This window comes from Caulobacter sp. P1_B12_2 (assembly GCF_056406675.1).
On record NZ_JBFTZS010000028.1, the window covers coordinates 1 to 19,223 of the forward strand.

Here is a 19,223-nt window from a genome sequence, read left to right on the forward strand (position 1 = left end):
CTCATAGGCAGCGCGGCTGGCATAGACCTCCAGCAAGCGGATCTGCGTCGGCGCGTCCCCGATCGCCACCGAGTGCAGCATCAGGACGCCAGGCTCCAGGCGCACCGAGGCCTCTTRCTCCTCCGCGAGGACCGCCTTGTAGGCCTCGAGCTGCTGGGGATCGATTTCGATCTCGGCAATAYGCACCATCGGCGGGCCAGGATCGGCGGCGGCGCTGGCGTGGGAGCCAAGGCCAAGCGCCAGGGCCGCGCCGAACAGCCAGCCCGCTTTTCCTCCCTTCTTGGCGTCGGGGATAAAGCCTCGCATCTTCTCACTCCTCGCGTTTGGTCGAGACTATCGGGGCGCGGCCCTGTCCGCGCGCTTGGCGAAAACCTCCTTGGCGACCGGCAGGGCGGACATGGCGTTGGGCCAGCCGGCGTAGAACGCCAGATGGGTTATCACTTCCGCCGCCTGTTCCTGGGTCAGGCCGTTGTCCATTGCTCGGTTCAGGTGGAACGGAACCTGCGCCCCCTGACCGGACGCGATGAGCGCCGACACCGTGACCAGGCTGCGGTCGCGCGGCGTAAGGTCGGGGCGCAGCCAAAGGTCGCGGAAAAGATAGTCAGTGGTGTAGCCGACAAGCCCCGGAGCGACCTCGCCAAACTGGTCGCCAACGGTCTTGGCGCGTTGCGCCTCGGCGGCCTCGTCAACCGCTAGCGGCGGCGGGGAGACGGCGGGGAGCTGATCGGCGCCGATGCCGCGCTTGGCGAARACCTCTCCGACCGGTCCAACCGCGGCCATCGCGTTGCCCCAGCCACAATAGTAGGCCAGCTGCGTGATCGTCTCGGAAATCTCACGAGGCGTCACCCCGTTCTCCAGCGCCTGGTCTGCATAGTAGCCCAAAGCCGGCGCTTGACCGCGCGCGATCAAGGCGGCGACCGTGACGAGGCTGCGGTCCCGGCGGCTAAGATTTGGGCGTTTCCAGACATCCCCATAAAGGCGGTCTTGCGTGTAGGCCTCCAGGGCCGGCGCGACTGCGGCAACCTGTTCAGGGGAGAAGCGGCGTCCGGCAACATTGGGCTGTTGGGCTTGGGCGACGGGGGCGCTCATGGCGAGGACTCCTACGATCAATGGACAAAGGGACTTCATGCTCAATGCTCCGTGAGGCGTGCACGTTCGGCTCGGGCTGCAGACGGGGAGGCAACCGGCGCTGGCGGGCTCCAATATCTTGTCGGGCCAAGCAAGTTTGCGGTCGCCGGTCGGAATACCCGCTCGTGTTTCGCGATCTCACAGTTCCTGAGCCGTAGGGCGGAAGAGGATCTCGTTGATCCCGACGTTATCGGGCTCGTTGATGGCGAAAGCGACCAGCCTGGCGAAGGTCTCCGCCGGCACGCCAACCTCAGCCACATACAACTGGTTGGCTTGCTGGACGTCCTTCTCGCTGATGTGCTCCAGGAGCTCCGTTTTTACCGCGCCAGGAGAGATGATCGTGGTGCGGATGTTATGGGGCGCCATCTCCTGACGGAGTCCCTCGGAGAGCGCGCGCACGGCGAACTTGGTCGCGGAATAGACAGCTGAGCCGCCAAACAGCTTGTGACCCGCCACCGACGAGACATTGATGATGTGGCCCGATTTCTGGGAGATCATCTGCGGGAGCGCCGCGCCGACGCCGTACAGCACACCCTTCAGATTGACGTCGATCATCTGGTCCCATTCGTCGATCTTCACCCGCTCCAGCGGCGACAGGGGCATGACGCCGGCGTTGTTGATCAGGACGTCGATGCGCCCGTAGGTCTCAACGGCGGCGTCGACCAGTCGTTGAAGGTCATCGCGCTTCGTCACGTCCGTGGCCACGGCAATGGCCTTGCCGCCCTGCTCGGTGATCTCGGCCACCAAGGCCTCGATGCGGTCGGCGCGCCGGGCGCCGAGCACGACGGCCGCGCCCTTGCCGGCCAGGTGTCGGGCAGCCGCAGCGCCCATGCCGCTGGAGGCGCCGGTGATGACGATGGTCTTGCCTGTGATGTTGTCGGTCATTTTGAGTCTGCCTTGTTCCAAGTGAGGGCGGATGCGGTCAGTCTTCTGGGATGATCTCGATCCGGGCTTTGCCGGGTCGCATAGCGCCCAGCGCAGCGGCGTCGCCCTCGATGCGGCCGAGACGGACGAGACCGCGCGAATAGGCGAAGTCGCGGTAGTAGATCGCCAGGTTGCCCCACGGCGCGTAGTAGGCGACGTCGCCGACCACGGGGTCCGTGCCGTCTGGCGCGCCGGCGGTGGACAGCCGTCTGGGCAGGCCCGCGACCTTCTCGGTTTGATTGTAGTCGTCGAGCGTCACCTCGATCGGCAGCAGGGACACCAAGTCCCGCGCCGTCTCGCTGTCCTCCAGCACGGCGGTGAAGGACTGGTCTTTCGCGGTGATCCTGATCCGCATGGGTTGCTCCTTGGCGAGGGCGGTTCGATCCGGGTTAGCCGTCGACGCCGCCTTGGACGCAGGGCTGGTGCAGGCCGCGCCGGCGACGATGAGCAGGATCGCCGCCAGCAAGGGTCCCTGCGCGCGCATCGGCCTACTGCCCGCCCTCGGCCGACGAACCAGCGTCGAGGTATTGGGCGTCGGTGACGTGCTCCATCCAGGTCACAGGAGAGCCGTCCTGGCTCTCCTGAATGGCGATGTGGGTCATGGCCTCATGCGGGGTCGCGCCGTGCCAGTGCTTGTGCTCGGGCGGGCACCACAGGACGTCGCCGGCGTGGAACTCCAGCTTCGGGCCGCCCTCGATCTGCGTCCAGCCGACGCCGTCGGTGACGATCAGTGTCTGGCCCAGCGGATGCATATGCCAGGCGGTGCGGGCGCCGGGTTCGAAGCGGACGATGGCGCCGCCGACCCGCGAGGGTGCCTGGCGCTGGAATTGGCCGGTGATCGTCACGCGGCCGGTGAACCATTCTGCCGGACCGTCGATGGTCTTCATCTCGGCCTTGCGGGTGATCTCCATGGTCGGGGCGCTTTCCTGTGATGACGTGGGGGTTGGGTCGCCGCCGAGGGTCGCGGCGGCGATGAGGAGGGAGCCGATCACGACAGGTGCTCCTCGAAGAAGCGGGTCAGCCGATCGAAGGGGATGATGTCCACGCGGTCGTAGAGATCGACATGGCTGGCGCCCGGGATGATCACCAACTCCTTGGGCTCGGCCGCCGCGGCGAACGCCGTCTCGCTGAAATAGCGCGAGTGGGCTTTCTCGCCATGGATCAGCAGGATCGGCCTTGGCGAGATTTCCGCGATGTAGGTCATCAGCGGGAAGTTCATGAACGACAGCGGCGTCGTGACGGTCCAGGCGTTACCGGAGTTCACCGCGCGCGGATGGTAGCCGCGGGGCGTCATGTAATAATCGTGGTAGTCGACCAGGAACTTCGGCTCGCCGCCCTTCAGTACATTGACCTTGGGACCATAGGCAGCGGCGCCATTTCGGGCGTCGGTCCAGCGCTGACGGCTCATTTGCTCCAGCGTCTGGGCTCGCTGTTCGTCGGTGACGCTATCGTTGTAGCCACGCGCCATGACGCGGGACATGTCGTACATCGTGCTAGTCGCGACGGCCTTGACGCGCTTGTCGGCCGCGACGGCGTTCAGCGCCATGCCGCCCCAGCCACAGATCCCGATGACGCCGATCCGCGCTCGATCAACCGCCGGGTGCAGGCCGAGGAAGTCGACCGCCGCCATGAAGTCCTCGGTGTTGATGTCCGGCGAGGCCACGTTGCGGGGTTGCCCGCCGCTCTCGCCGGTGAACGACGGGTCGAACGCCAGGGCGACGAAGCCGCGCGCCGCCATCGTCTGGGCATAGAGACCTGACGACTGCTCCTTGACCGCGCCGAACGGGCCGCCGACGGCGAGCGCCGCCAGGCGTTGCCCCTTAAGGCCTTTGGGCCGGTAGAGATCGCCGCTCAGGGTTATGCCGTACCGATTGTTGAACGTGACCTTCTGATGGTCGACGGCTGGGTTTCGGGGGAAAACCTTGTCCCAGTCATTGGTCATGGTTTGCGCCTTTGCATCGGGGGTGGGGAGGAGCGACGCGACGGCCAGGGCGGCCACGCCGGCGCCGGTCATTTTCATCAGTCCGCGGCGGTCCAATGCCGTGGACGGCAGGGTCTGAAGATTGGGGGAAGTCGGGATCATGTCGGGCTCCTGGGTTCTGTCGGTCAGCGAGGCTTCAGCAGAGCGGCGCCGTCACGGACGATCAGGACCGCGAAAGCGGCCAGGACGACGCTGGCGATCAGGACGGCGCTGATCGAGATGTGGTCCAGCAGCAGACCGCCGAGGACCGCGCCCAGAACGATCGAGGCCTGGACGGCGGCGACCATCAGGCCCCCGGCGGCTTCAGGCGCGTCGTCGGCGTTCTGGGACATCCAGGTCATCCAGATCACCGACATGGCGGTGTTCATCGCGCCCCAGACGACCACAAGAATCCCGGCCGCGATCGGCCAGCCGCCGAAGACGAGCAGGCCCGCGGTGACAGTCCCCATGACCAGGGCCGGGAGGCGCAGCAGTCGTGAGACGTCGCCGGTGATGAAGCGGCCCGAAGCCCAGGTGCCGACGAACCCCGCGCAGCCGAGCGCAAGCAGAAGAATCGACAGGCCCGTGACGCCCACGCCCGTGACCTGTTCCAGGAACGGGCGCAGATAGGTGAAGAGGGTGAAGGCCGAGCCCCAGGACAGCATCGAGGCGATCAGGCCGGTAAGAAAGTATTTGCGACGCAGCAGGTCGAGCATGGCTCGCATGTCCTGCCCGTGCCGCGTGGGAAGGGATGGCAGCGCGATCACGTGCCAGACGAGGTTGGCGGCGACGAGGGGCGTCAGGGCCCAGAATACGTCCCGCCAGCCCAGCAGACCCGCTAGGTAACTGCCGAGCGGCGCGGCAAAGGCGGCGGCGATGGCCTGTCCGCCGTACATCAAAGCCAGGGCGCGAGGCACATCCGGAGCCGGGACGAGCCGCATGATCACTGCGGTCGCCAGCGCCCAGAAGCCGCCGATGCAGACGCCCAACAAGGCGCGCCCGACCATCAGAACCTCAAAGTTCGGAGCCGCCGCGACGAGCACCAGGGACAACAGCATCAGGGCCGTCAGCGCGACGAGGACCCACTTGCGGTTAAGTCGCCCGGCGACGGTGGTAATCGCGATGCTCGCCACGACGGCGAACAGGCCGCTGATCGAGATGGCCTGGCCGGTCTGGCCGATCGAAGCGCCGAGCCCCTCGGCCATGGGCGTCAGCAGGCTGACGGGCATGAACTCCGACGCGATCAACAGCGCCACGCAGAGCGCCATCGACAGAACAGCGCCCCAAGCGGCGACTGGCGTTTCGTCGTGTTCAGATACGGTTGCCGCCAGCATGGCTCGGGCTCCTCCTTGGTGGAGAGCCAAATTAGGACGGGGCTCGGAAAACGATTAGTCAGCAAGATCGGCATGAACTAATCGATGAGGGCGAATAATGGCTTGTGGGAGTGCTGATGGCTGGACCCGATCTGAACCAGCTGACGTGGTTTCAGGCTGTCGCCGAGGAGCGCAGCTTCACAAAGGCCGCCGCACGGATCGGCGTGGCGCAATCGACCCTGAGCCACGCGATCCGGCAGTTGGAAGGCGGCATGGGCGTGCGCCTGTTGACCCGCACCACCCGTAGCGTCGCGCCGACGGCCGCGGGCGAGCGGCTGCTTCAAACCATCACGCCGCGCCTGGCGGAGATCCAGGGAGAGTTGGCGTCCCTGATGGCGTTCGGTGAGAAGCCGGCCGGATCCATCCGGCTGACCCTGTCGGATCATGCGCTTGAAAGCGTCGTGTGGCCCAAGCTCAAGCCGGTGCTCGCCGCCTATCCCGACATTAAGATCGAACTGATCCTCGACAGCACGTTCCGCAACATCGTCGAGGAGCGGTTCGACGCCGGCGTGCGGCTGGGCGAGAGCGTCGAAAAGGACATGATCGCCGTCCGCATCGGCCCGGACTGGCGGCTAGTTGCGGTAGCTTCCCCCAGGTACCTGGCCGAGCGAGGAAGACCGGCCCACCCGCAGGATCTGATCGGCCACAGCTGCATCAACATGCGCCAGGAGTCGTCGGGCGGTCTTTACGCCTGGGAGTTCGAGAAGGACGGCCAGGCGCTGCGCGTCAGGGTCGACGGGCAGGTCACCTTCAACAATTCCTATGCCATGATCGACGCCGCCGTCAGCGGCTTCGGCGTCGCCTACGTGCCTGAGAACATCGTCGCATCCCGCATCGCGTCAGGCGAGTTGGAGCTGATCCTGGACGACTGGTCGCCCATGTTCGACGGCTATTTCCTCTACTACCCGAGCCGCCGGCAAAACTTGGCGGCGTTCCAGATCATCGTTGACGCCCTTCGGTATCGGGACGTGTGAAGGTCCGGAATCCGGCAGCAGGCCAATGTCTGCAAGTGGCGCAACGGCGCACCACGGTCGGCACCTAGTCCGACACGTGRTAGGTGTGCGGCGAGAGGGGCCATGGCCGACCAGATCGACGCATTGCGAATCTTTACGCGGGTCGCGAGGGCCGGGAGTTTTTCCCGCGTCGCGCAGGAGCTGGCCCTATCCCAGCCGACGGTGTCGCGCACGATCGCTGATCTGGAGAAAACCCTCGGCGCGACCCTCTTCGTAAGGACCACGCGCGCTGTCACCCTGACGGAAGCCGGCGCGGACTATCTAGTGAAGGTTCAGGCGATCCTCGACGCCTTGGACGAGGCAAACCATGCGGTGCGGGGTGACGAGACCCTGCATGGGACTTTGCGTGTCGGCGTATCGTCGATCTTCGCTTCGCGGGTGCTGGTCCATAGGCTGGCGGGCTTCATGCAAGTGCATCCTGCGCTACGGATCGAACTGCTGGTCGATGACAAACGCCAGGATCTGACCTCCGACGGGATCGACGTGGCCCTGCGGTTCGGCAAGCTGGCGGACTCCAGCGCCGTGGCCCGCAAGATCGGCCAGTGGCCCCTGATGATCGCCGCTTCGCCAGCCTATCTCGCGCGCCATGGAACGCCGGCCACGCCGACGGACCTAGCCGACCACGTGGCGATCATCGCCGGTCCGGTCGCCGGCAAGGGTTGGACCTTCCAGAGAGCGGACGGCCAGGTGGCGGTCGCGCCGCTGGGGCGCCTGTCGATCGCAGCGGCGGAGGTCGGCGTCAGCGCGGGCCTGGCCGGCCTAGGGATTGTGGCCGCCAGCTACACCTCGCTGAAACAGGATCTAGAGACCGGCGCGCTGGTCCGCCTGTTGCCGGATTGGAGCCTGGGCACTTTGGAGTGCTACGCCGTGTTTCCGGGCGGCCAAGCCGCTAAGCCCTCGGCCAAGGCGTTCGCGGACTTTCTGCAGCGCGACCTGCGCGACTTCTGACGCCGTCCTAGGCGGCTGAAAGTTCGATCAGCGCCCCCGGGATCGCGCCTGCCGTACCGAGATAGTTACGCTTGCCGATATCGAGCCCTGCGGTCCGCAGGATCCCGTGGGCGGTGGCGATGTGAAAGTAGAAGTTCGGCAGCAGCACTTGGGTCAGATAGGTCTGGCCGCTCATTGTCCCGGTGATGCTGCGGAACGCCATCTCCACGACTCGCGTGTCGGCGTCGTCGAACTGGGCCGGCGTCAGGCCGCGCAGGAAGGCGTCGGTGGCGGCCAGCCGTTGGCGCAGGGCCGGAAAGTCCGCCTCGGCATCCGGAAACGACGGGGCCGTCGCGCCGGTCAGTCGGGCCGCGCCGCTCTTGGCGTTGTCGCTGGCCCGCTGGATCTGCCCCGTGAAGGTCAGCATGTCGGGCGCGAGCCGCGCGTTCATCAGGACGTCGGGGCTCAGGCCGCGTTCGGCGGAGAAGGCGGCGGCCGCGTCGACATAGCTCGCCAGGACGCCGAGCCCTCGGATCAGGGCCGGCACGGTCATTTGGTGCATCGAAGGCATGGGGGTCTCGTCGTTCAGGTCGTAGAGGGTGGAAGCGGCGCCAAGGGAGCGACTATTCGTGGAAGGGGACCCACATCATCTTGACCTCGACGTTCAGCAGGCCCGACTGCACCGTCGGATCGTCGGTAGCGATCTTGTTAGCTTCGTCGAAGTCCGCGGCCTTGAAGATCGTCATGCCGCCGTCGTCCAGCACGCCGTTCAGGCCACCGGCTTTTCTCATCCATGGGCCGCTGAGGATGGTCAGGCCCCTTTCGTGCAGCGCCGTCATGTAGCCGACGTGGTCGAAGAACCCGGGCTGCTCGTTGTACTGCACGCCCGGGGTCCAGTTCGGGCCTGGGCTTTGGAAGGCCACGAAATAGTGTGGGCCATTTTCGTCGATCATTGTCTCTACTCCGTTGGAGGGATGCCGGCGGGCCGGCGTTGATGTCACGACGGTCGGCCTGAACGGCCGAGCGGGGTAGCCGGCGCGTCCGCATAAGATTTATGCGGAGGACGTTGGGCGGGCGCGCCGGCAGCCTTGGGGTCAGACCTGGATCCAGCCGCCGTCGACAGTCAGCTCGACACCGGTCACGTAGCTGCTGTCGTCGGACCCCAGGAACAGTGCGACCTTGGCGATTTCGTCGCTGCGGCCCATGCGGCCCAGGGGGATCTGCGGCACGACCTGGGCGATGAAGCCGTCGACCTGTTCTTGGGTCAGGCCGGCCGTGCGCATGATGTCCGTGTCGATCTGGCCGGGCGCCAGAGCGTTGACGCGGATGCGGCGCGGCTTGAGGTCGGTGGTCCAGGTCCGGGCGAACGAGCGCAGCGCGGCCTTAGTCGCCGAATAGACGCTGAAGTCGGGCAGACCCTTGGAGCCGGCGATGGAGCTGTTGAGGATGATCGACCCGCCGTCGGCGATTAGCGGCAGCAGCTTCTGGACCGTGAAGAACGTGCCCTTGAGATTGGTATCGACGGTGCGGTCGAAGTCCGCCTCAGTCACGGCGCCGATCGGCCCGAAGGTCCCGCCGCCGGCATTGGCGAACACGATGTCCACCCGGCCGTAGGTTTCGCTGACATGGGCGCTCAGGCGATCAAGGTCGTCCAGCTTGGCGATATCGCCTTGGACGGCTTCAACACCGGGCCCGATCTCGGCGACCGCGGCGTCGAGGGCCGTCTGGCTGCGCCCGGTGATGACCACCCGCGCGCCTTCGGCCACGAAAAGTTTGGCCGTGGCCAGGCCCATGCCCGTGCTGCCGCCGGTGATCACGGCGACCTTTCCCGTCAATTTCGACATCGTGTTTCTCGCTTCAATGACCGCGGTGCGCGGCTCGAGGCGGTAGATGTCCGTGGGGGAGGCCCGTCTGTACCGGGCGGCGACGTATAACTCTTATGCGGCTGAAGGGCGGATCTGGGGCAGGGATCCAGGGGCCGCTCATGGCGCGTCTTGGCCGCACGCCGAAGCTACGGGGAACATCGCGATTGCATCAAACAATAGGAGAGAGACAGCGCTGACGCGGCCTCTCTCCCTTTGCAAGCACTAGTGGCCAGCATCAGCCAGGAGCGGACGCGGCGGCCTTCCGGATAACGTCGATGACGACGTCGGGCTGGGACAGCATCGGGACATGACTGCTCTCCACCTCGGTGACCGTCGCTCCCATGCGCTTGGAGACCCAGCGTTGAAGGTCGGGATGGACGGTATGGTCCTTGGTCGCCAGCACGTACCAGCTGGGCTTCGACTTCCATGCGATGGCGCTCGCGCCAAGCTTTTGCTGGTGGAACAGATCGAAGACAGGCGCGTAGTGGGTCGCCCACACCAGCTTCTGCTCGACTTCGGGGAGGTCCCCGGCGAAGAACTCCGTCCCGTTCGGCAGCATCCAGGCGCGCCCGTCGGCGACTTCCACGCGGGTGAAGATGTCCGACGGGTATTTGTCGAGTTGGTTCTGCACAGTCTCGCCTGCATCGGGAGCGACTGCTGCGATGTAGACGAGGCCCATCACGCGCGGATCGACCCCTGCGGCCGTGATCGTGGCGCCGCCGTAGGAGTGGCCGACCAGAATAACGGGGCTGCCGACGCGATTGAGCGTCCGCTTCACCGTCGCCACATCCTCCTCGAACGAGTCGAGGCCGTATTGGACGGAGATGACCTCATGCCCGTCGGCCTGCAACGCGGGGATCACCTTGCTGAAACAAGAGCCATCGGCCCAAATGCCGTGGCAGAAGACGATCGTTGGTTTGGTGGACATCAGAGCCTCCGCAGATCAGCTCCCTGGGCGGCCCGCGCCAACACGGCGTCAGGACCAGAGGCGAGGTTCAGAGACCACGTCAGACCCGCGGGCGTATTCGCCGATCTTGCGGACCTATGGGCAGTTCTTGCTCTTTAGCGCCAGGTTCAGGAACGTCGCTGTCCGAGGAACTGGCCCGGCGTCAGGCCGGTGTGCTTTCGGAAAATCCGATTAAAGTTGCCCTGCGATCCAAAGCCCGACTGCAGCGCGATCTCAACGAGCGACAGTCGCCCCTCCGCGAGTTTGGCCTTCGCTTCACGTACGCGACGTTCCGTGACGTATCGGTGGGGCGAAAGGCCGGTGGCCTTCTGGAAGAGCCGAGCGAAATGAAAAGGGCTAAGGCAAGCTTCGGCGGCGAGTTCATCCAAGCCGATGTCATCCGCCCACCGGTCGTCAACCAGATCGAGCACCCGATTTAGCTTGTCATAGGAAAGGGCCTGCGAAGGCGAGGCCCGGCGCTGCGCGATGTTCGAATACTTGGAGACGAGATGCGCCGCGAGCATCGCGCTCGCGCCCTCGACGAATAGCTTGTCGCTGGCCTCGGGAGGTCGGGAGACGACGCCGACCAGCGATGACGCGATCTCTTTCAGCAGCGGGTCCGACATTCCCTTGTAGCGGACGACCTCGGTTTTCGCCGGATCGACGTCATAGTCGTGCAGCGCGCTGTGGCCGGTCACGGACGGCGCGAGAAATATGTGCACGTTTTCGACCCGGGCGCCGATCTCGACTTCGGCTTCCTCGAATCCCAGAGGCATAATGCTGGCAAAGCCAGGCTGAACGGCGACGGCGCTTCGCGGCGCGCCGTCCGCCTTCCGAGGGACCAGGTAGCGCCCCGCAAGCGTGACCGAAATGGCGGTACAGGTGCAACTGACGGGCGGAAGAACACCGACGTTCAAGCTTCGGTGTTCGATAAGCATGTTGGATGTTTTTAGCGAACGATGAAGTTCGTTACCGCCTGCATAGCGATGATTGTGGGCGACGAAGGTCATGCCTTTCGCACCCCTCGGTTCCGGTAAGCGACACCCTTTATCACAAAAAGAGCCGACGCCTCGTCTGTTCATGCGAACCACCGTCCGGTTCCTGGAGCGGTCCCAAGTTCCGGTCCTGGCGCGAAGTCGCCGCAGAAGCCGCCATCGGTTATGGCCGCGAGGGGGATCGAAACTTGGGCCGCTGAGTGCGGCCCATGATCACGACGGGCTTCTCAGCAATTATCCACCAATGACGCAGCCTCGCTCCGGGTCCCGCCCCGAGACTGCAAAGCAGTCCTCAATTTAAGCCTTGGCCAACGCGCTGGCCGCCTTGCCGTCATACTGGCCACCGAAGCTAGTCTTCAGGTGGGCCATGATCGTTCCGACGTTGGCGTCGGGGTTCTTGGCCCTGAAGTCGCTGATGACCTCGCGCAGTTGCGCTTCCGTCATCTGCTTTGGGCCATACGAGGTCAGTATCGCCAGTTCCGTTTCAGCCGCCTTGGTCCGCTCATCCACCTTCGACGCATCGCCTCCGGCTTCGATCAGGCGCGCGCGCTCGGTCGCGAGGTTCTCCAGCGTCAGCTTCGTGTTCTTCAAAAACTTAGCGACGGTTGCGACGACCTTTTCGTCAGTGACTTCCGTCACGCCGCGCTTGAATTCTTCGGTCGTGATCTGCGTAGCTTCGCCGATCAATGTGGTCAGCAGGTCAGCCTTCAGACGGTCGCTCAGCTTGCGCGCGGCGAGTTGGTCAGCTTTGAGCTCGTCGAGCAAAGCCATGTCGTCGTCCTTCCAGTTCACTGCGCCTCGATTGCGCCGTACTGGGTGGCAACGTCAACATCCTGGAGGCACGCCAAGGGCAGTTCCTGGCGCAATCAGCCGCGCTTTCGCAGGGGACGGGCCAGAACCTGGCCGGTCTCGACAAAGCCCGTGCCAAGACCAAAGGCGCGCAGATCACCAAGAGTGTCAGGCGCGTGAAGACAAAGCTTATCACATCCGGCCGAACGCGCGGCCTGGGAYGCCGCCTTTAGAAGCAGCCGCGCGACCCCATTGCGCCGTCGGGCCGGATCGACCAGCAAGGCGGAGACCCATCCCTGCTTGAGGTCCGCGGTAAGAACCGCGTGCCAATGCACCACGATGAGCCCCGACGGCGGGCCCCATTCGTCGGCGATCAACAGGGCGCCGGGTTGGTCCTGAACGGCGCTCAGGCGCGCGACCAGGGCGTCGCGTCCGATGGTCCAGCCGCCGGTCTTGAGCAGCTCGGCCAGGCCATCGACGTCGCCGCTGTTCGCCGCTCGAATGGAAAGGCCGTAACGGCTGGACACGGCGGGAGGCTCCTGTCTTCGGGCCGCGCGGGGCCTTCGGCGATGGTTCAGCCAAGACGGGCGACGAGGAAGCGCGCGCCCAATTGCAGACCTTGATCGTCAAGACTGTGGCCAGGGCCGCGAGAGACATGGGCCTCGACCTCGAAGCCCAAGGCCCTCAGACGCTCGTCCGCTTGATGAAGTGCGGCCACGGGCAAGACATCGTCGGCGTCGCCGTGAACGAGAAGCACCGGCGGCTTGTTGACGCCCTCTGCGGCCAAAGCGTCGGGATCGGCCAGCATCCCTGAATAGCCGACGATCCCGGCCAGGGCGCTTTGCCGCCTTGGGCCGGCGTGCAGCGCCATCATCGTGCCTTGGCTGAATCCCACCAGCGCCAGTCGATCTTCGCCAAGATCGTATTTCGCTAGCTGGGCGTCGATAAAGGCGTTCAGCTCGGGCGCGGAGACGCGAACCCCCGCCGCGCGTGCCTGCGGCGTCAGGCTGGTCAAAGGCCACCATTGCCGGCCGCCGGGGACGCCGGGGCAGGGCTGGGGCGCGTCGGGCGCCAAAAACAGAGTGTCGGGCAGAGCGGCGCGCCAGTAGGGGACCAGGCCGATCAGGTCCTCGCCGTTGGAGCCGTAGCCATGCAGCAGGATCACCAGCGATCTTGGCGCGGCGCCCAAGGGCGGGGGCGAGGCGGGGCCGTCGAGAAGTGGCGTCGTCATGGTCCTGTCCTGCGGCAGGGGCGGGCGGGGGTCAACATCGCTCGGAGGCGATCGGTGCGCCAAAACGTTCGCATCGGCGGCGTCGCTCTCGGCTTGGCGCGACGTGGAACGCGGCGCCGCAATAGGCGTTCGTCAGGCCCGTCTTCCCCTGTGAGCCTTTGATGTCCGTGACTGAGTTCGTGTTCGAGATTCGGCCGCTGGGCCGCGCGTGGACGCTCGCCCCGCAGGGCGAAGCCCAGACGATCTGCTTTGACACCTTCGAGGCGGCCGAGCGCCGCGCGCGCTTCCTGGCGATCCGCCAGGACGTTCGAGGCCTGGCCAGCGTGATCCACATCCTGGACAGCGCCGGCGAGCTGGTCGGGGTCTGGCGCGGAGAGCGCTATGGTCCCGCCGAGCCCGTCGAGACCCTTCGCCATGCCGCGTGACGACGCCCAAGTCGCTTTCGCGGAGGTCGCCCCGGCGTGCCAACTTCTTCTCGGCCACCGAAAGCTGGAGAGCACGGTTCGATATCTCGGCATTGAGGTCGACGACGCGCTTGAGATGTCTGAGGCCATCAACTTGTAGGTCGCGTTCGCCCTTAGACAGCATGTCAGCGACGGGCGATCACTCGATGCGGACGCTCTGCGAAGGTCGTGTTCCTGGAGTTACTCCAAGGGCCGCTTTTGGCGCTGCCTCGCCTTCGGACCGGACTTAACGATGCACGGGCAGGGTGACCTGCCCAGGCGCTCCAAGGCGGCATAGTTATCTACGTAGAGGCCGCTGTCGTGTCGGATATCCGTGCGTTGTGATCACAGGGCATTTTGGAAGGCGCACCGTCAGATCATCTCGAGCGGCCTTCGCTGTCGCGGCTGCGGGAACGCGTGATCGAGCGTCGTCAGATCGGCCTCTTCGAGCTGCAGGTCCGCGGCGGCGCGGTTGTCCCGGACATGGGCGATCGAGCTAGCCTTGGGGATGGCGATCACGCCGGGGCGCCGTAGCAGCCAGGCGATGGCGACCTGCGCCGCCGTGGCGCCCTTGCGTTCGGCGATCGTGCGTAGCGCCGGATGGTCGACGAGGCGGCCTCGCTCGACCGGGCTATAAGCCATCGTTGGAATATGGCGCTGTTCCAGCCAAGGCAGCAGGTCGATCTCCGGGCCACGACGCGTCAGATTGTAGAGGATCTGGTCGGTGGCGCAGCGCGCCCCTCCGGCGGCCGCCAACTCCTCCATGTCGTCGGTGTCCAGGTTGCTGACGCCCCAGCGCGCGATCTTGCCGGCGTCGACGAGTCGCTCCATCGCCTCCACGGTCTCCACCAGGGGAACATTTCCACGCCAGTGGAGGAGATAGAGATCCAGCGTCTCGACGCGAAGTCGGCGCAGGCTGGCCTCGCAGGCCCCAGCGAGCCGAGCGCGCGAGGCGTTCTGCGGATAGGCCTTGCTCACCAAGAAGATGCGATCGCGGATGCCGGCGATCGCTTCTCCAACCAAGGTCTCCGCCGCACCCTCGCCGTACATCTCGGCAGTGTCGATGAGCGTCAGACCAAGCTCCACGCCTTCGCGCAGCGCGGCGATCTCTTCAGCGCGGCGGTCGGCGCGCTCGGCCATCATCCAGGTGCCCTGGCCAAGCGCTGGGACCATGGCGCCGTCGGGAAAGCTTGCTGACTTCATACTGTTCCAACGCAGAAGCGGCCAATTGGCCCATCCAAACTGGATAGCCGGTCTCCTCCAGCGAGACAGTTCCGATTTCAACGCGCAGCCCAAGCGTGTCATCGGTCAAAAAGTGAAGTCCACACTTGACTGTTTGCGCGTATGTCGGTTAGTGAAGTTTGGGCTTCACTAATTGAGAAAGTGCTATGGCCGTCAAGTTTGATAGTTTCGAGATGGACGAGGCGTTCGCCTGTCCGGTGCAAAAGCTCTTTGCGGCGTTCACCGATCCGGCGACCAAGCGCGCCTGGTATGCCGACGGCGCGCACGCGGGGACGCACGAGACTTTGGAGTACACGCTTGATTCACAAGTCGGCGGCAAGGAGGTTTTCCGCTTGGCGCTGAACGACAGGACCCCGATGCCCGGCGTGGAGATCAAGATGGAGGGAGAGTGCGTGGCGCGCGTCGACGATGCGCTGCTCGTGTACGCCTCGCGGATGATTGTTCATGGCCAAGTGGTCTCGATTACCAACGAGACCTTTGAATTTGCGCCGGACGGCGCAGGCGCGCGGCTGCGCCTGACCCTGCAAGGCGCCTACCTTGAGGGCTCAGACGGCCCCGAGTTGCGCCGGCGCGGCCACGAGCAGTTGCTTTCCGACCTGCGACGTCATCTGGGCGGCTGACCATGTCGCCCGACCTGCAGGCCCTGTCGCCCAGCGCCGTCGAGGGGATATTCGTCGCCCTCGGCGACCACACCCGACGAAACATCTTCTTTTCGTTGATGGAGCGCGAGCAGTCGATCAAGGAGCTCGCCGCGCCGTTGGGGATTACCCTGACGGGACTTGGCCAGCACATWCGGGTCTTAGAGGCCGCGCAGCTGGTGAGCAGCCGAAAGATTGGCCGTGAGCGGCGATGCATGATCGACCCCGCGGGGCTGGAGCGTCTGGAAGCCTTTGCCCGGCTGCAGCGGTGGCTCTGGCGATCCCGTTTCGACTCCCTTCGGCAAATCGTGGAAGGTCCCCAGAGCTAAGAAGAACCCTGTCCCGGCTTTCCCGCTTCGCCACCGAACGCCCAGTTCCTGGAGGTGCGCCGAGGTCCGCTTCTGGCGCGATGAGTACCTGGCGGACGACGGTTTACGCCGACACATATGGGCCGCGATGGCGGCACCTGCCTGGAGCTTTCAATCCTCCCAATCCTTGGGACGCTTGGCGGCGCTCGAGTTGAAGCAGGCCAAGACAGCGAGCGCCGCAAACAAGGCCCATGCGCCCACAAGCGCCCGTTCAGCGCCGATGGTGTCTTGGAACGTCGAAAACCAGTCCAACATCGCCATTGCTCATCTCGCTCAAGGTCAAGCGCTTGGGCGCAATTTTGGTCGGTCAACCAGCAGCCGATCATGCGAGTTGAAGAGTCGGTGCCCGCGGCGGATGGAACGGCCAGCGGACCGGGTGAGGAAGGCGCGGGCCGCGGAACGAGTTTCCCCGGCCCGACCTTCCGGATCTGTGAGGTTCACCTCACAGATCCAGGCATCGCGCGAGTGGCGAACCACACGGCCCCGGCGGGTCAAGGACGCGGCGGGGCCGTGTAGGCCAGCCGACGGTTACTTCGCGCAAACGCCCTTGAGGCGTTGGGCTTGGCTGGCCGAGAGGGTCAGCGTGGCGGTCGATTGCGCGTCGACGGAAGACGCTCCGAGTTGGAATTGATAGCTTCCCGGGGCGACCCGCCAGCAGCGGCCCTTGTCGTCGAAGGTCGCGAGCAGGCGAGGATCGATCGTGATCGAGACGGACTGGGATTGGCCCGGCGCGACCTCGGTCTTTCGGAAGCCCGCCAGCCGGCGCGGCGCCTCCCAGCCGGCGCCGGCCACGTAGACCTGGGCGACGGCCTTGCCTTTGGCCTTGCCGAGGTTTTTCACATCGAAGCGGGCGGCGATGACGTCCGAGGCCTTCACCGCCAGCTTTGAATAGCCGAACCGCGTGTAGGACAGGCCGTAGCCGAACGGGAACGCCGGCTGGTCCTTCTTCAGCTCGTGCCACTTGTAGCCGACCGCGGCGCCCTCCGTGTAGCGCACGTCGCCCTTGGCGGGCTCCTGCGGATGAGGAAGCTGGGCCAGGCTCGCGGGGAAGGTGACCGGCAGGCGGCCAGAAGGATTGACCTTCCCGGTCAGGACGTTGGCGATGGCTTCTCCGCCCTCGGTGCCGGGGAACCAGGCCTCGACAAGGCCGGCGACCTTGCTCGACCAGGGGGTCAGGACCGCGCCGCCGGTTTCCAGAACCACGATGGTGCGCGGATTGGCCGAGGCGACCGCCTCGATCAGGTCATCCTGGCCGTCCTTGAGCGACAGCGACACGTCGAACGCCTCGCCCGCCCATTGGGTCGCGAAGACGATGGCGATGTCGGCGGACTTGGCCTTCGCCGCGGCCGCCGCGGGGTCACGGCCGTCGACGAACTCGATCTGCGCCGAAGGCATTTGCCGGCGCAGCGCCGCGAGCGGCGAGGACGGATAGTACATTTGCGGACCGGGCCAGAACTTCGGCTCCAGATCCGGCACGGCGTTGCCGCCGCGCGGATAGACCAAGGACGACCCGCCGCCGGCGATGACGCCCTTGTCGGCATGGCCGCCGATGACCACGATGTGTTTCGTGCTCGCCGCCAGGGGCAGCACGCCGCCCTGGTTCTTAAGCAGAACCATGCTCTCTTCCGCCGCTGTCCGGCTGATCACGGCGTGCTTGGCCAAGAGGTCCTCGGGCAGGTCCATGGGCGCGCTGGTGATGGCGTGGTCAAAAAGCCCATGGCGGAACATCGCGTAGAGGATCCGCGACACCATCGTGTCGAGCTGCTGGTCCGTCACGGTCCCGTCGGCCAGCGCCTTTTTTAACTCGGCGCCGAGGTAGGGCTTTTCGTCGAACGGGAAGCCCGACTGCTGGTCAAGCCCGGCGGCGATGGCGGGGGCGGTGGAATGGACCGCGCCCCAATCGGACATCACATAGCCCTTGAAGCCCCAATCACGGCGCAGCACGTCACTCAGCAGCCACGGGCTCTCGCAAGAAAAGGGGCCGTTGACGCGATTATAGGCGCACATGACCGATGCGGGATCACCCCGCTCAATGGCCAGCTCGAACGCGAAAAGATCCGATTGGCGGGCCGCGTTGGGGTCGATCACCGAATTGCCGGCGTTGCGATCCGTCTCCTGGTCGTTGAGCGCGAAGTGCTTGACCGTCGACATGATGTGATTGGACTGCACCCCCGCGATCTGCGCGCCGACGATGGCCCCCGACAGCAAGGGATCCTCGCCGCCGTATTCGAAGTTGCGGCCGTTTCGCGGCTCGCGGACCAGGTTCACGCCGCCCGCGAGCATGACGTTGAACCCTGACGCGCGGGCCTCCGCGCCGATCATCGCGCCGCCGCGATAGACCAGGTCTGGATCCCAGCTGGCCGCGGTGGCGAGATTGGAGGGCAGGGCGGTGCGTTCGCGCTTGCGGGCGGCGCCGCCCTGCGTGGCCACGCCAATGCCCGCGTCGGTCTGCCATTGGGCGGGAATGCCCAGGCGCGCGACGCCCGGAACATAGCCCGCCGAGCCCGGCCGCGCCTCGGCTGGCGGCTTGAAATTACGGGGCGGGAAATCCGTCGCGAACTGACCGAAAACGAGTGACAGCTTCTCGTCCTGGGTCATTTTCGGCAGGATGAGGGCGACGCGCTGATCGGCCGCGAGCGTCGCGTCCATCCAAGGGCGGCCCTCGTCTGCCGGTGCGGCGATCGCCGGGGCGGCGACCAGCAGCGCCGTCAGACTTGCGGCGAGCGCAAGGCTCAGCATGGTTCGGCGACTCATTGTTGTTATCTCCTTCAACTACAAAGACTGGAAGCTGCAACCGCCCGGTCTTGGCCCACGCCAGGCGCGGTTCGAGCGCGAGCGCGGGTCTTGCCTGCGCAGGCAAGGGCGCCGGGATCTGAGACGGTCAGAAGACGGTGGGAGACAGGGCGGCGAGCCGCGCGGCGGCCCACAAGGTCATTGGCCGCCGGCGCATGGCCAGGGCGCTTACAGCGCGCATGTCACTCCCCCTTTGAGTCCATCCCCCCTCGCGTTGGGACCCGCATCATGTCGTCCTGCCAGTCATCCAACAAAGACAAAATAGCTATCGATCCATCCGCAAAACTGATGAATTCTTGGCCCCGACTAATGCCGGGGCGTTATAGGTCGATCGAAACATTATATTGTTCGAGCGGGCCGCCCTGCGTCATCAATCATGACAGCTACAGCTAAGCGCCATCGAGCGCGGGGGGCGTCGGCTGCTTGGGCGAGGCGGTGCGAATAGAGTTGAGGGCCAATGGATCGGCTCGCAAGCGCCGCTTCGCCTGACCGGCTTACGGGCTTGGCCGTCGTTATCGCCGTCAGCTGATCGAGCACGAGCCCTGAAGCCGCGCCGATCGCCCTGTTCTGGCTGCGTAAGCCCGCCGC

The 19,223-nt window shown here is 65.6% G+C and carries 23 protein-coding genes and 1 pseudogene; 6 read left to right on the forward strand and 18 right to left on the reverse strand.

Going from position 1 to position 19,223, the window contains the following annotated elements:
• The 7 genes from AC1DZ6_RS03360 to AC1DZ6_RS03390 form a co-directional block, all read right to left on the reverse strand.
• A partial coding sequence (locus AC1DZ6_RS03360; RefSeq protein WP_477095780.1) for a putative quinol monooxygenase occupies window positions 1–306 on the reverse strand: 306 nt, incomplete at its 3' end.
• Between the two features lie 27 nt (window positions 307–333).
• Entirely contained in the window at window positions 334–1,089 is a 756-nt protein-coding gene (locus AC1DZ6_RS03365) for a carboxymuconolactone decarboxylase family protein (protein ID WP_477095781.1), read from the reverse strand.
• A gap of 177 nt (window positions 1,090–1,266) precedes the next feature.
• A complete protein-coding gene (locus tag AC1DZ6_RS03370) occupies window positions 1,267–2,013 on the reverse strand; it encodes an SDR family oxidoreductase (RefSeq protein WP_477095782.1) in 747 nt (248 codons plus the stop codon).
• 37 nt (window positions 2,014–2,050) lie between these two features.
• Window positions 2,051–2,536, reverse strand: coding sequence for a cyclophilin-like fold protein (locus AC1DZ6_RS03375; protein ID WP_477095783.1), 486 nt, complete (start codon window positions 2,534–2,536; stop codon window positions 2,051–2,053).
• A gap of 4 nt (window positions 2,537–2,540) precedes the next feature.
• Window positions 2,541–3,044, reverse strand: a complete 504-nt coding sequence (locus AC1DZ6_RS03380; protein WP_477095784.1) for a (R)-mandelonitrile lyase — start codon at window positions 3,042–3,044, stop codon at window positions 2,541–2,543.
• The gene (locus AC1DZ6_RS03385) at window positions 3,041–4,135 is read right to left on the reverse strand and encodes an alpha/beta hydrolase (protein ID WP_477095785.1); all 1,095 of its coding nucleotides are present in this window, start codon (window positions 4,133–4,135) and stop codon (window positions 3,041–3,043) included. The genes AC1DZ6_RS03380 and AC1DZ6_RS03385 overlap by 4 nt, the downstream gene beginning before the upstream one ends.
• Before the next feature lie 23 nt (window positions 4,136–4,158).
• Window positions 4,159–5,346: an MFS transporter gene (locus AC1DZ6_RS03390; protein WP_477095786.1), complete on the reverse strand. Its 1,188-nt coding sequence runs from the start codon at window positions 5,344–5,346 to the stop codon at window positions 4,159–4,161.
• Between the two features lie 116 nt (window positions 5,347–5,462).
• Here AC1DZ6_RS03390 and AC1DZ6_RS03395 point away from each other — a divergent pair, with 116 nt between their 5' ends.
• Both AC1DZ6_RS03395 and AC1DZ6_RS03400 read left to right on the forward strand, forming a co-directional pair.
• Window positions 5,463–6,359: a LysR family transcriptional regulator gene (locus AC1DZ6_RS03395; protein WP_477095787.1), complete on the forward strand. Its 897-nt coding sequence runs from the start codon at window positions 5,463–5,465 to the stop codon at window positions 6,357–6,359.
• 102 nt (window positions 6,360–6,461) lie between these two features.
• Window positions 6,462–7,346, forward strand: a complete 885-nt coding sequence (locus tag AC1DZ6_RS03400) for a LysR family transcriptional regulator (RefSeq protein WP_477095788.1) — start codon at window positions 6,462–6,464, stop codon at window positions 7,344–7,346.
• 7 nt (window positions 7,347–7,353) lie between these two features.
• On the opposite strand, the gene AC1DZ6_RS03405 is transcribed toward AC1DZ6_RS03400, so the two are convergent.
• The 8 genes from AC1DZ6_RS03405 to AC1DZ6_RS03440 all read right to left on the reverse strand — a co-directional run bounded on the left by AC1DZ6_RS03405 (window position 7,354) and on the right by AC1DZ6_RS03440 (window position 13,109).
• Window positions 7,354–7,896 (reverse strand): DUF1993 domain-containing protein, encoded by a 543-nt coding sequence (locus AC1DZ6_RS03405; RefSeq protein ID WP_477095789.1) that lies wholly within the window; start codon window positions 7,894–7,896, stop codon window positions 7,354–7,356.
• 52 nt (window positions 7,897–7,948) lie between these two features.
• Entirely contained in the window at window positions 7,949–8,278 is a 330-nt protein-coding gene (locus AC1DZ6_RS03410; RefSeq protein ID WP_477095790.1) for a YciI family protein, read from the reverse strand.
• Window positions 8,279–8,419: 141 nt separating this feature from the next.
• Complete coding sequence (locus AC1DZ6_RS03415) at window positions 8,420–9,169, reverse strand: glucose 1-dehydrogenase (protein ID WP_477095791.1); 750 nt, start codon at window positions 9,167–9,169, stop codon at window positions 8,420–8,422.
• Between the two features lie 256 nt (window positions 9,170–9,425).
• Window positions 9,426–10,118 carry an alpha/beta hydrolase gene (locus tag AC1DZ6_RS03420; protein WP_477095792.1) on the reverse strand — a complete coding sequence of 231 codons (693 nt, stop codon included), beginning with the start codon at window positions 10,116–10,118 and terminating at the stop codon, window positions 9,426–9,428.
• A gap of 146 nt (window positions 10,119–10,264) precedes the next feature.
• Entirely contained in the window at window positions 10,265–11,146 is an 882-nt protein-coding gene (locus AC1DZ6_RS03425; RefSeq protein ID WP_477095793.1) for a helix-turn-helix domain-containing protein, read from the reverse strand.
• A 282-nt stretch (window positions 11,147–11,428) separates the two neighbouring features.
• The gene (locus AC1DZ6_RS03430) at window positions 11,429–11,902 is read right to left on the reverse strand and encodes a GatB/YqeY domain-containing protein (RefSeq protein ID WP_477095794.1); all 474 of its coding nucleotides are present in this window, start codon (window positions 11,900–11,902) and stop codon (window positions 11,429–11,431) included.
• Window positions 11,903–11,997: 95 nt separating this feature from the next.
• On the reverse strand, window positions 11,998–12,447 hold the full coding sequence (locus AC1DZ6_RS03435; protein WP_477095795.1) for a GNAT family N-acetyltransferase: 450 nt from the start codon (window positions 12,445–12,447) through the stop codon (window positions 11,998–12,000).
• A gap of 47 nt (window positions 12,448–12,494) precedes the next feature.
• Window positions 12,495–13,109 (reverse strand): alpha/beta hydrolase, encoded by a 615-nt coding sequence (locus AC1DZ6_RS03440; protein ID WP_477095796.1) that lies wholly within the window; start codon window positions 13,107–13,109, stop codon window positions 12,495–12,497.
• Window positions 13,110–13,312: 203 nt separating this feature from the next.
• On the opposite strand from AC1DZ6_RS03440, the gene AC1DZ6_RS03445 reads away from it, so the two are divergent.
• Window positions 13,313–13,576 carry a hypothetical protein gene (locus AC1DZ6_RS03445; RefSeq protein WP_477095797.1) on the forward strand — a complete coding sequence of 88 codons (264 nt, stop codon included), beginning with the start codon at window positions 13,313–13,315 and terminating at the stop codon, window positions 13,574–13,576.
• Window positions 13,577–13,610: 34 nt separating this feature from the next.
• Window positions 13,611–13,715, forward strand: a pseudogene (locus tag AC1DZ6_RS03450) (integrase); the annotation flags it as partial.
• A 251-nt stretch (window positions 13,716–13,966) separates the two neighbouring features.
• Here AC1DZ6_RS03450 and AC1DZ6_RS03455 read toward each other — a convergent pair.
• Window positions 13,967–14,797: an aldo/keto reductase gene (locus tag AC1DZ6_RS03455; RefSeq protein ID WP_477095798.1), complete on the reverse strand. Its 831-nt coding sequence runs from the start codon at window positions 14,795–14,797 to the stop codon at window positions 13,967–13,969.
• Window positions 14,798–14,982: 185 nt separating this feature from the next.
• Here AC1DZ6_RS03455 and AC1DZ6_RS03460 point away from each other — a divergent pair, with 185 nt between their 5' ends.
• A complete protein-coding gene (locus AC1DZ6_RS03460; protein ID WP_477095799.1) occupies window positions 14,983–15,456 on the forward strand; it encodes an SRPBCC domain-containing protein in 474 nt (157 codons plus the stop codon).
• A gap of 2 nt (window positions 15,457–15,458) precedes the next feature.
• The gene (locus AC1DZ6_RS03465; RefSeq protein WP_477095800.1) at window positions 15,459–15,803 is read left to right on the forward strand and encodes an ArsR/SmtB family transcription factor; all 345 of its coding nucleotides are present in this window, start codon (window positions 15,459–15,461) and stop codon (window positions 15,801–15,803) included.
• A 150-nt stretch (window positions 15,804–15,953) separates the two neighbouring features.
• On the opposite strand, the gene AC1DZ6_RS03470 is transcribed toward AC1DZ6_RS03465, so the two are convergent.
• Window positions 15,954–16,103, reverse strand: coding sequence for a hypothetical protein (locus AC1DZ6_RS03470; protein ID WP_477095801.1), 150 nt, complete (start codon window positions 16,101–16,103; stop codon window positions 15,954–15,956).
• A gap of 267 nt (window positions 16,104–16,370) precedes the next feature.
• Complete coding sequence (locus AC1DZ6_RS03475; RefSeq protein ID WP_477095802.1) at window positions 16,371–18,596, reverse strand: glycoside hydrolase family 3 C-terminal domain-containing protein; 2,226 nt, start codon at window positions 18,594–18,596, stop codon at window positions 16,371–16,373.
• Window positions 18,597–19,223 lie beyond the last annotated feature (627 nt).

What these genes read in the sequence shown, in the direction of transcription:
- AC1DZ6_RS03370 (WP_477095782.1), bottom strand. Translation starts at nt 2,013, where the DNA reads ATGACCGACAACATCACAGGCAAGACCATCGTCATCACCGGCGCCTCC.
- AC1DZ6_RS03375 (WP_477095783.1), bottom strand. Translation starts at nt 2,536, where the DNA reads ATGCGCGCGCAGGGACCCTTGCTGGCGGCGATCCTGCTCATCGTCGCC.
- AC1DZ6_RS03385 (WP_477095785.1), bottom strand. Translation starts at nt 4,135, where the DNA reads ATGATCCCGACTTCCCCCAATCTTCAGACCCTGCCGTCCACGGCATTG.
- AC1DZ6_RS03390 (WP_477095786.1), bottom strand. Translation starts at nt 5,346, where the DNA reads ATGCTGGCGGCAACCGTATCTGAACACGACGAAACGCCAGTCGCCGCT.
- AC1DZ6_RS03395 (WP_477095787.1), top strand. Translation starts at nt 5,463, where the DNA reads ATGGCTGGACCCGATCTGAACCAGCTGACGTGGTTTCAGGCTGTCGCC.
- AC1DZ6_RS03400 (WP_477095788.1), top strand. Translation starts at nt 6,462, where the DNA reads ATGGCCGACCAGATCGACGCATTGCGAATCTTTACGCGGGTCGCGAGG.
- AC1DZ6_RS03405 (WP_477095789.1), bottom strand. Translation starts at nt 7,896, where the DNA reads ATGCCTTCGATGCACCAAATGACCGTGCCGGCCCTGATCCGAGGGCTC.
- AC1DZ6_RS03410 (WP_477095790.1), bottom strand. Translation starts at nt 8,278, where the DNA reads ATGATCGACGAAAATGGCCCACACTATTTCGTGGCCTTCCAAAGCCCA.
- AC1DZ6_RS03415 (WP_477095791.1), bottom strand. Translation starts at nt 9,169, where the DNA reads ATGTCGAAATTGACGGGAAAGGTCGCCGTGATCACCGGCGGCAGCACG.
- AC1DZ6_RS03420 (WP_477095792.1), bottom strand. Translation starts at nt 10,118, where the DNA reads ATGTCCACCAAACCAACGATCGTCTTCTGCCACGGCATTTGGGCCGAT.
- AC1DZ6_RS03425 (WP_477095793.1), bottom strand. Translation starts at nt 11,146, where the DNA reads ATGACCTTCGTCGCCCACAATCATCGCTATGCAGGCGGTAACGAACTT.
- AC1DZ6_RS03430 (WP_477095794.1), bottom strand. Translation starts at nt 11,902, where the DNA reads ATGGCTTTGCTCGACGAGCTCAAAGCTGACCAACTCGCCGCGCGCAAG.
- AC1DZ6_RS03445 (WP_477095797.1), top strand. Translation starts at nt 13,313, where the DNA reads ATGTCCGTGACTGAGTTCGTGTTCGAGATTCGGCCGCTGGGCCGCGCG.
- AC1DZ6_RS03455 (WP_477095798.1), bottom strand. Translation starts at nt 14,797, where the DNA reads ATGAAGTCAGCAAGCTTTCCCGACGGCGCCATGGTCCCAGCGCTTGGC.
- AC1DZ6_RS03460 (WP_477095799.1), top strand. Translation starts at nt 14,983, where the DNA reads ATGGCCGTCAAGTTTGATAGTTTCGAGATGGACGAGGCGTTCGCCTGT.
- AC1DZ6_RS03470 (WP_477095801.1), bottom strand. Translation starts at nt 16,103, where the DNA reads ATGGCGATGTTGGACTGGTTTTCGACGTTCCAAGACACCATCGGCGCT.
- AC1DZ6_RS03475 (WP_477095802.1), bottom strand. Translation starts at nt 18,596, where the DNA reads ATGAGTCGCCGAACCATGCTGAGCCTTGCGCTCGCCGCAAGTCTGACG.